The organism is Bartonella sp. AP258QHHD (assembly GCF_042196145.1).
GTDB lineage: Bacteria > Pseudomonadota > Alphaproteobacteria > Rhizobiales > Rhizobiaceae > Bartonella.
Window position 1 is genome coordinate 19,168 of record NZ_JBHIPR010000077.1, and the last position, 13,842, is coordinate 33,009.

General features: G+C 35.7%; 11 protein-coding genes, 1 other RNA gene and 1 pseudogene. 11 read left to right on the forward strand and 2 right to left on the reverse strand.

The genetic code is table 11. The features are described from left to right. Positions 1–71: 71 nt before the first annotated feature. A complete protein-coding gene (gene gshB, locus ACFIMM_RS08385; protein WP_375611796.1) occupies positions 72–1,019 on the reverse strand; it encodes a glutathione synthase in 948 nt (315 codons plus the stop codon). A gap of 87 nt (positions 1,020–1,106) precedes the next feature. Here gshB and ACFIMM_RS08390 point away from each other — a divergent pair, with 87 nt between their 5' ends. Beyond that, complete coding sequence (locus tag ACFIMM_RS08390) at positions 1,107–1,901, forward strand: molybdopterin-synthase adenylyltransferase MoeB (RefSeq protein WP_375613322.1); 795 nt, start codon at positions 1,107–1,109, stop codon at positions 1,899–1,901. A gap of 926 nt (positions 1,902–2,827) precedes the next feature. On the opposite strand, the gene ACFIMM_RS08395 is transcribed toward ACFIMM_RS08390, so the two are convergent. Next, the gene (locus ACFIMM_RS08395; protein WP_375634582.1) at positions 2,828–3,391 is read right to left on the reverse strand and encodes a c-type cytochrome; all 564 of its coding nucleotides are present in this window, start codon (positions 3,389–3,391) and stop codon (positions 2,828–2,830) included. A 104-nt stretch (positions 3,392–3,495) separates the two neighbouring features. Between ACFIMM_RS08395 and ACFIMM_RS08400 the strand changes: the two genes are divergently transcribed. From ACFIMM_RS08400 to rimI, 10 genes and pseudogenes are all read left to right on the forward strand, one after another. Further along, positions 3,496–4,227 carry a 3-deoxy-manno-octulosonate cytidylyltransferase gene (locus tag ACFIMM_RS08400; protein WP_375632301.1) on the forward strand — a complete coding sequence of 244 codons (732 nt, stop codon included), beginning with the start codon at positions 3,496–3,498 and terminating at the stop codon, positions 4,225–4,227. Positions 4,228–4,251: 24 nt separating this feature from the next. Further along, positions 4,252–5,088: a prephenate dehydratase gene (locus ACFIMM_RS08405; RefSeq protein ID WP_375692699.1), complete on the forward strand. Its 837-nt coding sequence runs from the start codon at positions 4,252–4,254 to the stop codon at positions 5,086–5,088. A gap of 536 nt (positions 5,089–5,624) precedes the next feature. Continuing rightward, positions 5,625–6,032, forward strand: a complete 408-nt coding sequence (locus ACFIMM_RS08410) for a hypothetical protein (protein WP_375668310.1) — start codon at positions 5,625–5,627, stop codon at positions 6,030–6,032. A gap of 1,585 nt (positions 6,033–7,617) precedes the next feature. Next, positions 7,618–7,715, forward strand: an RNA gene (gene ffs, locus ACFIMM_RS08415) — signal recognition particle sRNA small type. Positions 7,716–7,938: 223 nt separating this feature from the next. After that, positions 7,939–9,879 (forward strand): DNA polymerase III subunit gamma/tau, encoded by a 1,941-nt coding sequence (locus tag ACFIMM_RS08420; RefSeq protein ID WP_375682823.1) that lies wholly within the window; start codon positions 7,939–7,941, stop codon positions 9,877–9,879. A 14-nt stretch (positions 9,880–9,893) separates the two neighbouring features. Continuing rightward, positions 9,894–10,217: a YbaB/EbfC family nucleoid-associated protein gene (locus tag ACFIMM_RS08425; protein ID WP_375611802.1), complete on the forward strand. Its 324-nt coding sequence runs from the start codon at positions 9,894–9,896 to the stop codon at positions 10,215–10,217. A gap of 30 nt (positions 10,218–10,247) precedes the next feature. Then, on the forward strand, positions 10,248–10,853 hold the full coding sequence (gene recR, locus ACFIMM_RS08430; protein WP_273790577.1) for a recombination mediator RecR: 606 nt from the start codon (positions 10,248–10,250) through the stop codon (positions 10,851–10,853). A gap of 49 nt (positions 10,854–10,902) precedes the next feature. Further along, entirely contained in the window at positions 10,903–11,931 is a 1,029-nt protein-coding gene (locus ACFIMM_RS08435; RefSeq protein ID WP_375613318.1) for a YeiH family protein, read from the forward strand. A gap of 734 nt (positions 11,932–12,665) precedes the next feature. After that, positions 12,666–13,351, forward strand: a pseudogene (gene tsaB / locus ACFIMM_RS08440) (tRNA (adenosine(37)-N6)-threonylcarbamoyltransferase complex dimerization subunit type 1 TsaB). Further along, positions 13,351–13,842: a ribosomal protein S18-alanine N-acetyltransferase gene (rimI, locus tag ACFIMM_RS08445; RefSeq protein WP_375627639.1), complete on the forward strand. Its 492-nt coding sequence runs from the start codon at positions 13,351–13,353 to the stop codon at positions 13,840–13,842. The pseudogene tsaB and the gene rimI overlap by 1 nt, the downstream one beginning before the upstream one ends.

Consider the following 13,842-nt stretch of genomic DNA (forward strand, 5'->3'; position numbering starts at 1 on the left):
TCACATTTGCAACATAACAAATATAAAAAACAACATGGATCATTTTTTTAAAACCATGTTTTTGTCCTCTGTCAAATAAATTCATTTGAACGCTTGAACTCAATAACATCCCAAAACAAATGAGCAACATCCGTACCGCAGAAGCGTTTAATTTCACGAATTCCCGTAGGAGACGTCACATTAATTTCTGTTATATAATCTCCGATCACATCAATCCCCACAAAAAGAAGACCGCGTTCCTTTAAGGCTGGACCAATGCGTTCACAAATTTCATAATCACGTTTTGTTAACTCCACATTTTCCGCGCGACCTCCAGCATGCATATTAGAGCGCACATCTGTTTCTGTCGGAATTCGATTAATAGCTCCAACAGGTGTACCATCAAGCAAAATAATCCTTTTATCTCCTTTTCGTACTGCCTCTAAATAGCGCTGAACAATAAAAGGTTCGTGATAAATTTCTGCAAACATTTCTAACAATGATGCTAAATTGCGATCATCTTGTCTTAAATAAAAAATACCAGCGCCCCCATTCCCATAAAGTGGTTTAACAATAATATCGCCAAATGTCTCTCTAAAAGCTGTTATTTCTTCAATATCTTTGGTAATTAATGTTTCTGGCATCAGATCAGAAAATTCAGTAACAAAAATTTTTTCTGGACTGTTGCGTACCCATGCAGGATCATTCACAACGAGTGTTTTAGGATGAATACGCTCTAACAAATGAGTTGTTGTGATATAATTGAGATTAAAAGGTGGATCTTGGCGTAAAAGAACCACATCCATATCTGTTAATTCCGTACGAACAGGCTTTTCTAATCGATAGTGGCTTCCCTCTTTATCATGTACAATCAATGGCTCTAGTCGTGCAATCACACAACCATCGTATAGAGATAAACGATCTGGTGTATAATGGAAGAGAGAGTGTCCACGTTCTTGGGCTGCTAAAGCGAGTGCAAATGTCGTATCTCCTTGAATCCGAACTGTTGAAATATGATCCATCTGAATGGCAATTTTCATAAATAAATCCTCTCTATCCTAAAAGCAGACTGGTCTATGCATCATAAACTTAGTAAACAATAAAAGAACTATGACAAGAGAAAATTTATGACACAAGAAACAGATATAAAATTAAACAACAAAGAAATCGAACGCTATGCACGCCACATCATTTTGCCTGAGATTGGTGGTGCAGGGCAACAAAAGCTAAAAACAGCACGTGTTCTTGTTGTAGGCGCGGGTGGTCTTGGTGCTCCTGTCTTAACCTATTTGGCTGCCGCAGGTGTTGGAACCCTTGGAATTGTCGATAACGACATCGTTTCACTTTCCAATTTACAACGCCAAGTTATTCATAAAACAAATGCAATCAACAAAAGCAAAACAGACAGTGCTGAAACCACTATAAAAGCAATAAATCCCCATGTTGTAGTTAAAAAACACACCCTACGCTTAGATAAAAGTAATGTGGATAAACTGCTCAATGCTTACCACATCATTGTTGATGGAAGTGATAATTTTACCACACGCTATCTTCTCGCTGATCACGCTGCCCAATGCAAAAAACCTCTAATAAGCGGTGCTGTAGAACGTTTTAATGGCTCATTAACGGTCCTTATGCCGTATAAAGACAATAATCCTCACTATCGCGATTTATTTCCCACCCCTCCAGCTCACGGGACTATCCCAACATGCGCTGAAACTGGAATCATCGGTGTTTTACCTGGCGTTATTGGGACCCTACAAGCAATGGAAGTTATTAAAATGATCACAAACATCGGAGAGCCATTAGTAGGAAAGATTCTTCTCTATAATGGATTATTAGCGCAATTTAATATTATTACTTATAAACGCTCAAATTATAAAGAAAATACCATAGTTATTAAGAAGCTTGGAGAATCATGATTATCTCCTCTCTTCCACTAATTTTTAGCACTCTCGCAATATGTATTGAAATACTAATTAATTTTATCGCAAGTCATCGAAACATTGTAACCAATGAAACCTATTAAATTTATCACAAATATGGCAAACCTTTTGTGAAAAAATAATTCTCTATAATGGATTATCAGCATAATTTCATGTCATCGTCTATAAATGGACAGAGACTCGTGGGAACGCAGCTGCTATCAGTATTCTTGTGTAAAAAATTTTCGACGTAGATAAAAATACAATCAGCAGAACTCTATTCAACTATTTTACTATTCACACATAAAAATTGTTTCACATGAAAGTGCTTACTTCAAACCATAACCTATAAATAAATAATTTAAGTCATATTTTAGTGATCGATACTATAAAAGGTCAATGATCTGTCCGTACATCTCTAACCTCAAGAGAAAACGTCTATTCATCGAGCATCATAAAATGCAGCTTAGGATTATTGCACGTATAAGAACAATCAATTGTCTCTGTTCATAAGAAAAATACATGGGACTTGATGTAAAAGTACATAGGGATTGATGTGTATAGAAGGATTGAGATAAACCTCATGGAGAGCTTTAATTACATAATTATTGCATTCAGAAGCAGAAAGCTGCGGCTCATGAATTGATAATCCTTCAGCAATAATTTCACAGACAAGTATATGTAGAAAAAGTGAAGCACACAAATCTTGAAAACCAATCCACAGACGACAGCGTAAAGAGTGCATTTTTATAAAAGATCTCTTTAAAATAAGCGAGTAAATATGCAATGTTAAATATGTTCTGTTTTGCGTGAGGGGCGTTCCCCCCTAACAAAACATCAATAAGAGCTCTTTTTATAAAACTGTGAAACTAAAATTACAAAAAAATCAGACTTCTTTCTAAAATTAACATCTATGGTATAAGTTAATTTGGCTCGTTCGCTTTATTATTATCCATTGGTAAAGGAACAGGATGATCGGATAAACTGCGTAAATAAAGCAAGAGATCGGCACGATCTTGGTCATTTTTAATTCCACGAAAAGACATAATGGTCCCAGGAAAAGCTTCACGTGGAGAATGTAAATAACGATCTAACGTTACAAAATCCCATTTTTGATCAGAATGAGCACGTAATGCCCGTGAATAAGCAAAACCTGCTGCTGATGCCAAAGGGCGGTTAACAATCTCCCAGAGAACTGGACCAACACGCCCTGCTTCATTGCGTCCAGATGTGTGGCATATGGCACATTGGCGAAAAACTTTACGGCCATTTTCAAAATTGCCTTGTTGAAGGCGGCTATTTAGTGATAGGGAAACATCAGGTGCTTTTTGTTTTTCTTGAAATATATCATTCTTGGCAACTGTATGATGATATTGGACTGATGTAGGATGATCATAAACTATATTGCTGAGTGTGGAAATCCCCACAATAGCGACCAGCACACATAAACAAGCACAAATAAAATAAATAAATCTCGAGCGATTCATAAAAACTCAAATGTTCACGGTTTTATTACCATTTTTAGTTTAAGCTTTTTCTTTATAACACACAATATCATAAATGCATCACAGATGACATTGGGAATCTTACAATGGCTCTTGAACCAATTATTCTTATTCCTGCCCGTATGGGCTCAACCCGTCTTCCTCAAAAAGCTCTCGCTGAAATTGGCGGAAAACCGATGATTGTTCATGTCGTAGAACAAGCCAAAAAAGCTGGAATAGGACGTACAATCGTTGCAACAGATCATAATGATATCGCTAAAGCTGTTGCAGATTATGGGCATGAATATATCATAACACGAGGTGATCATAAGTCTGGATCTGATCGTATTTATGAAGCTTTAGTGCGTATTGATCCTGAACAACGCTACAACGCCATTTTAAATATACAAGGTGACTTACCAACAATCATGCCTCGTGAAATCATTCGTGCGCTACGCCCTCTAGAAAATAGCTTTACTGATATTGCAACCTTGGGTGCCAAAATCATTGAAGAAAATGAAACAAGAGATCCCAATGTTGTCAAAATCATTGGTACACCGCTTTCTCAAAATCGCCTTCGTGCTCTTTATTTTACGCGCGCCAAAGCACCTTATGGAGAGGGTCCTCTTTATCACCATATTGGAATATACGCCTATAGGCGCGAAGCACTTGAGAAATTTGTATCATTCAAACCCTCACCACTTGAGAAACGTGAAAAACTTGAACAATTACGTGCATTAGAAAACAATATGCGTATCGATGTGGAAATAGTCGATACAATTCCCTTAGGTGTAGACACACAACATGATCTCGATAGAGTTTGTGAGATTTTAGCATGAAAATACTAAAAAAAAACCAATAAAATTTCTTTCCAAGGAGAATACGGCGCTAATTCCCATATTGCTTGCTCCAATATGTTCCCCAATATGGATGCTGTTCCCTCTGCTACTTTCGAAGACGCCCTTAATTTAGTGGAAAGCGGGAAAGCTGATCTTGCTATGATCCCTATTGAAAATACCCTTGCGGGACGCGTTGCAGACATTCATCATCTTTTACCACAGTCATCTCTTTATATTATTGATGAATATTTTTTACCTATCCATTTTCAACTCATGGTTTTGCCCGGCGTTACACATGACGAAATTAAAACCGTCCACAGCCATACGCATGCCCTTGCACAATGCCGAAAAATCATACGAAACAACGGTTGGAAACCTGTTGTTTCTGCTGACACCGCTGGAGCTGCAAAATTTATTAAAAAAAATGCTAAACGTTCACAGGCTGCCTTAGCACCTTTAATCGCAGCAGAACTCTATGGACTTGATATTCTTGAAAGAGATGTTGAAGATAACCCTCATAATATTACCCGTTTTGTCATCCTTTCACGCTCCAAACGACATGTCCCCAAACCTCAAAATGGCGAAAAAATCATCACCAGTCTTCTTTTTCGAGTGCGCAATGTCCCCGCTGCTCTCTATAAAGCTATGGGAGGATTTGCAACGAATGGTATCAATATGACAAAATTAGAAAGCTATCAAATTGGTGGAAATTTCAATGCAACACAGTTCTTTGTTGATATTGAAGGACATCCTGAAGACCCGATGATGAAACTTGCCTTAGAAGAATTATCTTTCTTTTCTGCAGAACTGCGTATTATCGGTACTTATCCAGCACAAAACGATCGAACATCGTATATATAAAAGCAATTAAGCTGCTATCATTTTTTGTTGATATCAAAAAGCATCGTAAAAATTTCATAATGCAACGTATCTTGAAAGAGCTCGTTTTTTTCTACTCAACACCCTTCATAAAAACTGAAGAAGAAAAAACGGCTCATAAAAGAATATATAAATTATTTCCATAATATTTTCTCACAAATTATATCATGATAAAAAGCACTTCAACTTGTATAAAAACCAGTGTAAAAAAACACAGTAACCAAAAATAAAAACGCTTGTACCATCTATTTCCTTTTATATATTCAAAGAGAGCTTCTTGAGAAAAGTCATTTCCTCTGACAATATTCCAATAAAGATAACGAACTTCTAATTAGCTCTCAAAACAATTCAAATTATTATACATAATAGAGCATTCAAATCTCTTAGATTAATGTCATTCTAAACATGGTTTAAAACTAGAAAATGCAACTTAGCCCTGATTTTAGCGTTAAGTTTGAGCTTTTATCTTTATAAAAATTGATTTATGATTCACCTCACTTTAGAAAAAGGAGAGGATAATGAAAAAAATCTTCATGCAAGGATTATTAGCCACAAATATTCTCGCCTACTCTAGTGGTGCGTTTGCTGGCTTTGGTGAGAGAAAATGGAATTTTGGGCTGGATGAAAGTGTTGTGATCATCCCATCCGATACAATCCATCAAGGAGCTGAATACTCTTGTAGTATCTTTGAACCGAAGAAAGTATCCTTTACTTTATCATACTCTACCCCTTCTGATTTAAACAAATTGAGAATTGCTGTTGATGATGAAAAGAAAATAACCCATGATAAAGAAAAGAAGATCTTTATCCTAAAAAATATAAAATCTCTTCATATAAGTTTTCCTTCGTCAGGACATTATATTTTTAAAAATATTACGAAGAAAAAAGTTGTTGGAACAAATTGTGACACAGGAGATTATGATTAACAATATTTCTATAACATCTAAATTGGAGTAGAGTTATTCTTTTTTTAGGTATTTTTTTCAAAATAGGGCATAATGAGCCATTAAAACTAATCGCTGAAAAGCTTATTTTTATCCTAATATGGCAAACCTTAAGCTGCTTATAAGGTTAGATATTAAAGAACTTTTGCGAAAACTAAATGACTAAAATTAAATTGTTCTGTATTTTCTACTATCAGAGCTATTTTTTTAATAAGAATATAACTTCTATCTTTGCAACTGCTTTATTTTAAGTACTATAAAGCACATCGTACCCAAATCACTTAGATAAACAGAAAAGTAAAATTTGCTCTACAGATGCATTCCTCACTGCACTTTAAGTCATACTCATTCAGCTTTTTATAAAAATTATCTCGCTTTTCCCTCCTTATTAAAGAATATAATTATCTGAAACTATAAAATGTCGCTTATATCGAATAAGAACCATTTTTATGCTTATAAAATCAGTACCCCCTTATTTCTATAGCGTTTAATGTTGCATCTTCTCTTGCATGAGTACAGTCTCTTAAAAATATATGAAACCTTTTCTCAAATAATAAAAATTCATATATTGATCCATCTTGTGATAAACATCAATGTTTTTTAATTAAAAGAACAAGCACGCAAAAAAAGAGCGATAACATCTACTCAGTATTTATATACGTTAAAAGAAAAAATATTACATATTTGATATTCTCATTCACTATAGAAATGAGGTGGTTCTCTTATAAGATATTTAATATATTGACTTATCATTATAAGAGTTCGATTTTTTATACTGAATTACAACCACAAATAAAGTAAGATCCTCCCATCTTAAATCTCATATTGAATCAATTAAAATCATTTCCTTGAAAGTTACAAATGGGAGTGGTGTGTGAGTAAAAACGATTAAAAAAGGAATAAAAATGCTTCTTATAAAGCCTCTCAAGTGCAAGGGATCGCAACATTGGGAGTTGTTAAGTAGTATGAGGGCTAAAATTTATACTTTTATTAAGCATAAAAAAGATAGTGCACAATGGACTTATATCTCAAGGAGAGTATGTATACTATTTATGAGTGGAGTTTGAAATATAGTTAAGAGTATTGAGCAATCGCTCTTTAAAAAGCCTGTGAATGTATAACATTAAATGTATTCTGTTTGGGATGTTCTGTTTTGTATAGAGGAGCAACACCATTAAAGCAATATTTTATAATTATTTAAATAGCACTCTTCCCCCTAACTTTCAAATGTTAGCCAATTACATGATCTATCTGCTTTATTTGCTTCTTTGACTGTTGTAAATTTTTGATGATTCAATTTCGTAGTTTTAGAACAGATGTATCTATCCTAAAACTCTTACATGTTTCAGCGAATGAGAATAATTATACATTCAGACTATCTTAAGCGAAAAAATATTTTCATACCAAATAAATATGAAGAGCTACTGCTATAAAAACTGGTAAATCCACAATCTCTTTGTTGTTTATATGTCAATAAATTAAACGCAAAGGAAAATTCTTCGTCGTTCTTAGGATATTTTTCATTTCTGATCTTGATTTTTCATTCCAAATCGACAATATGAGCTTGGGAGGTTGGTGGTGGACGGACTACTCGCCAACTGGGTCAGGTCTGGAAAGAAGCAGCCCCAACGAGTTCTGGTACGGGTCATCGTTCCAACCTCCTATTTTGCTGAAGAAATTATTTTTTATGCTGTCTTTTAGCGAGGTATTTTTAATCTTCAGAGCAGCATTTGTATGCAGCAAATAAAGGGGTTTTGTTATTTTTAAACAAATTGTCCCATAAATAATTTGATTAAGAAAAAATCCTTTTATATGAGACTACAGTATTGATCTATGCTTTTGTATTATCAAAATGTACGCATAAAGAACTTCGAAGTTGGAAATACTCATGGAAAATTTACCGGTAGAAACAGCCTATCGTGTTCTTGCTCGTAAATATCGACCCAAAAACTTCTCTGACCTCATTGGTCAGGAAGCTATGGTGCGTACTCTCACCAACGCCTTTGAAAAAGGTCGTATTGCACAAGCGTGGATGTTAACAGGGATTCGTGGCGTAGGTAAAACCACAACAGCACGTATTTTGGCACGTGCGCTTAATTATAAAACAAAAGATATTGATCAACCAACAACTGTATTGGACTCTCTTGGTGAACATTGCACACAAATTATCGAAGGACGCCATATTGATGTTATAGAAATGGATGCCGCTTCTCATACGGGCATTGATGATATTCGTGAAATTATTGAACAAATACGCTATCGTCCTGTTTCTGCACGCTATAAGGTTTATATTATCGATGAAGTACATATGCTCTCAACACAAGCCTTTAATGGTTTATTGAAAACTCTTGAAGAACCACCTTCCCATGTGAAATTTATTTTTGCCACAACAGAAATTCGCAAAGTTCCTATTACAATTCTTTCGCGTTGCCAACGTTTTGATTTACGACGTATTGACTCAAAAGCTTTGAGTGCACATTTGCGTCAAATTGCGAAATATGAAAAGGTAGAAGTAGAAGATCAAGCACTCTCTATGATTGCCCGTGCTGCAGAAGGATCTGCACGTGATGCATTATCCATTTTTGATCAAGCAATCGCCCATAGCAATGGCAATGTTAATGCTATTGCGGTGCGTACAATGTTAGGATTAGCGGATCAAGCACGTATTATTGATCTTTTTGAATTTATCATGAAGGGCGATGTTGTCAATGCGTTACATGAATTACGCAGTCAATATGAAGCAGGTGCTGATCCTCTTACTATATTGACAGAACTAGCCGATTTTAATCATCTGGTCACACGTTTACGTTTTACACCAGAAATAGTGGAAGATTTCTCTCTGACTGAAGAACAACGTTTAAGAAGTTTAGACTTTTCAAAAAAACTTTCCGTTCCTATTTTATCCCGAAACTGGCAAATGTTACTCAAAGGTTTACAGGAAGTTAATCAAACTGCACGTCCTCTTCAAGCCGCTGAAATGCTTTTAATTCGTCTTGCTCACACGGCTGACTTACCAACTCTTGATGAGGCTTTAAAAAAGCTTACGCAAGAAAAAACGCCTCTCACACTGGTTAAAAACTCTTCTCATCAAGAATCTACAAATGCAAATAATATAACAAAAGAAACAATGGTCGGAGCCCATGCTTCCTCGAGCATTTCAAATACATTAGCCGATCAATCAGATTTAAAAACATCTTTGAAAAACCAATTAGATCATTCCTTACAACCAGAAAATTTAGTTAAAAATCAAAACCATGACAAAATCAGCGCCCAAGAAGTAACAGAAATTCTAGAAACTTCTCAATCTACTGATCTTTCTGAAAAGATTGCAAATTTATCGCATTCTGTCACGCAAACAACAGAAAAGATTACTGAACCTAAAACTCTCGTGATTAATTCTTTGCACGATATTGTTCAATTAGCCGAACAGCATAATGACGTTCCTTTCAAACTCCTTGTTAAAGAATTTGTTCATCCTGTTTCTTTTGAAGCTGGGCATATTACCTTGAGACTTTCTGAAAATACCCCACAATTTCTTGCTCATGATATAGAAAAAAAGATATCTCAATGGACTGAAAAACGCTGGACAATAACTTTTGTTAATGAAGGAGGTGGCCCAACCTTACAGGAGGAAAGTATAGCGATTCAAAAGACTCTTTTTTCCAATGCAGAAACAGATCCTGATATTGCGAAAATCCTCAATCATTTCCCAGAAGCAAAAATTGTCGATATTCGACTCAATAAAGAAGAAAATGATCTTGATTTACTCTCCAATACCTTTAAAAATGCTGATATTTTTAAAAATAAAAATGATATCAATGATGAATAAGGATACCTATTCCTATGCGTGAAATGATGAGCATGATGAAAAAAGCCAAAGAAATGCAAGAAAAAATGCAGAAGATTCAGGAGGAAATAGCTAATCTGCAAGCTGTGGGTACTGCAGGGGGTGGTCTCGTCAATATCACTTTAAATGGCAAAAATATTATAACAGCAATTCAAATTGATCCTTCATTACTCAAACCTGAGGAAGGTGAAATTCTTGAAGATCTCATTATGGCAGCTTATAATGAAGCAAGAACAAAAATCGAAGTTGCAATAGAAGAAAAAACCAAAAGTATGACCGCAGGGCTACCACTCCCATCAGGTTTCAAACTTCCATTTTAATGAAACGGTTTTTTCCCGTGAGACAAAAATATGTCTAAATACATTGCAGGACCTGAGATTGAACGTCTCATTCAGATTTTATCACGGTTACCAGGTCTTGGTCCACGTTCAGCACGTCGTGCTGCGCTTCATCTTATCAAAAAAAAGGAGACATTGCTGGAGCCTTTGGGAGCGGCTATACAAGCAGCTATCGAAAAAGTCGGTATTTGTTCTGTTTGTGGAAATGTCGATACCATTGATCCTTGTTCAATTTGTACAGATTTGCGCCGCGATGATACAACAATCATCGTTGTTGAGGATATTGCTGATCTGTGGGCCCTTGAGCGCGCAAAAACTTTAGCCGCACGTTATCATGTGTTGGGTGGACGACTCTCCCCCTTAGATGGAATAGGTCCTGACGAACTCAACATTGCCACCTTAATACAGCGTGTTGTACAAAACCCTATTACGGAGATTATTCTTGCTGTCAATGCGACTGTCGAAGGTCAAACAACTGCTCACTATATCACTGATCAGCTTTCTAATTTTCCAGTTAAAATTACGCGACTTGCTCATGGTGTTCCTGTAGGAGGTGAGCTTGATTATCTTGATGATGGAACTTTAGCAGCAGCTGTACAAGCAAGAACAAATCTTTAAAGCTTTTTCTTCTTAACCTTTAGCTCTTTAATGACGGGGGAATATTAAAATGATAAAGAAAAATCTCTCACTTTTAAACGACTTTGGTCCTGGTGTTTTAGTATGTTTACTCATATCAGCCTTAGCTTATGGCTTAGAAGTTGTAGAAAAACAGCTTTTCACGGAAGCGTGGCTTGAAAGCCTTGTTTTGGCAATTCTTCTAGGATCAATTATCCGTAGTTGTTTTTCTTTGCCAACATATTTTCAAAAAGGTATCACCTTTTGTGCAAAAACACTTCTCGAAATTGCTATCGTTCTTCTAGGAGCAAGCATTAGCATTAACGCAGTCCTTTCAGCTGGTTGGAATTTGCTTGCTAGTATCATATTCGTGATATTCGTAACAATTATCCTGAGCTTTGCCATCGGCCGACTTTTCGGGCTTTCTACACATTTGGCAATGCTGGTCGCTTGTGGGAATGCTATTTGTGGCAATTCAGCTATTGTCGCCGTTGCACCTGTTATAAAAGCAAAACATGACGATGTAGCCGCATCAATTGCCTTCACTGCTCTTTTAGGAATTCTTATTATTTTATTTCTACCCTTTTTACATCCATCTCTGAATTTGTCATTTAGCCAATATGGTGTGCTTGCTGGCATGGTTGTGTATGCTGTACCACAGGTTTTAGCAGCAACAGCACCTATCTCTTTTCTAAGTGTTCAAATTGCAACAATTGTCAAATTAGTACGGGTTCTCATGTTAGGCCCTGTTATTTTTACTCTATCAATCATTTATCGCCGATCAGCAGAAACACGCTTGCGTTTACATACCCTCGTCCCATGGTTTATCATTGGCTTTATTATCATGATGCTTGTTCGCTCAAGTGGTCTTATCCCTGAAAAGGCTATCAATCCCATCAAATTTATTGCCCAGTTGTTTACTGTTATCTCAATGGCTGCACTAGGATTAGGTGTTGATATCCGATCACTAAAAAAAGCAGGATGGCGCGTCATTTTGGCTTCAACCTGCTCCATAATTATTCTCGGTATTTGTAGCCTTCTTATGATACAATTGAATGATTTAAATCATATAACATTTTAAATGTGCATTGATTATTATTTTTTCAACGTAGTATACAATCAACCCAAAGTCCTCATTATTATTAAAATCAGTTCTTTCATAAACCAGAAAAAGTTCTAAAATACTGCTCATTATTCTATACAAAAAATTGAAAGAGCTGATATTTAAGTGAAAACTGTCAAATGTGCTTTTCAGTCCATAATGATTTGCAACAGGGTAGTATCAAAATACGTAACTCATGCAAAACAATGCCATTTCTTTCATCTGCTCTTATTATGCTGAGTTTTTTATATAAAGACGGATAGAATATATTCTTATTTGGAAAAAATGTGGGGTCATAACTTTTCCTCTTTTAAATTACTTTTACTTACTATGTAATACAAGTGGCATCAAAGTACTATTTGATAGCTTACAAGTTGTGACAACCCTTACATTTAAACGATTCGTGAAGGAGTTTTTATTCTTTTCTTCAACAGTTTTGATTCATACGCTAACTCCGCTTGTAATATACAAGCTAATAACTTTAATTGTTTCACCATAAGTAGATTTAAAATAAGAGAATCTTACAATACTCAAGATACTCATTCAAAAAGTGATAAAAATAAGGATTAAATCAACATCTCGTTCTATCCCATAAAAAGATATTGTTGCTTATTGGCACTAGTAACTTTCTTACAAATGAAATATACGATAATGAAAAGATTAAAAATACAGCAGGACTTTTATTTATCATTTTATTCAACTAAAATATTTTTATGCTTATCCTTGCTATAGATACTGCTTCAATTTATTGTGCTGTTGCGCTTATTCGTCATAAATCTGTTATTGCGCGTATCAATGAGCGCATGAACAAAGGACATGCTGAAAAACTTATTGGGCAGATTACACAAATAATGAAACAAGCCAATATGACGCTTGATCAAGTTGAGCGTATTGCTGTCAATATTGGACCTGGATCATTTACTGGTGTACGTGTCGGTGTTGCAACAGCACGCGCTTTGGCATTAGCACTTGAAATACCTGCTGTTGGAGTGAGTGCTCTTGAAGCGTTAGCAGCACAAGTCATAAACAATAAAAGTACAGCATCGGCAATTACTGTTGTCATTGAAGCAGGGAGAGGGATGTTCTACCATCAAAATTTTCATAATGATCTCACACCTTTGGGAGAGCCGGGATTAAAAACAATGGAAAATATCCTCGAAGATTTGCCAAAAAAACCCGACTGACTGGCCCAGCTGCTGATGTCGTTGTGGAACATGTTAAAAACCATAAAATATACGAAAAAATTGTCCTAGAAAAAATCCCCTGCGAAGCGGCCGATATTGTAAACTATGCTTATCTTGCTGCAAACAAACAATCAAAAAATTCACCTCGCCCACTCTATCTACGCAGCGCTGATGCAAAACAACAAACCAATTTTGCTTTACCACAAAAAAAATAATGCCCAAATTTTCATTGACAAAAAAGAATTTTGGAATTGCTCCGCTACAAGTTAATGATAGTGCTTCTCTTCATCAAATTCATCAGCATTGTTTTACCCCTTCTTGGGAAAAACAAGCTTTTGATAATTTCTTAACAGATCACTCTATCTTCGGATACAAAGCTTTTCTCATTGATCACTCTGATCAAATTTTAGGCTTTTGCCTATGCCGTCTCATCCTTGATGAAGCAGAAATCATCACAATTGCTGTTCACCCTCATTATCGTCAAAAAGGAATTGGTACCTTTCTTATTGAAAGCACAGTTCACTATCTTCACGACAAGGGCGCCATAAAATTATTCTTGGAAGTAGAAGCCACAAATCTTTCTGCTTTGAACCTTTATCAACGCTTTGAATTTCAAAAAATTTCTGAACGTCTTGCCTATTACGCGTCAAAAAATGGTCGTGGTGATGCAATTATCATGCAAAAAACTTTTAAGCAAATAGATTGA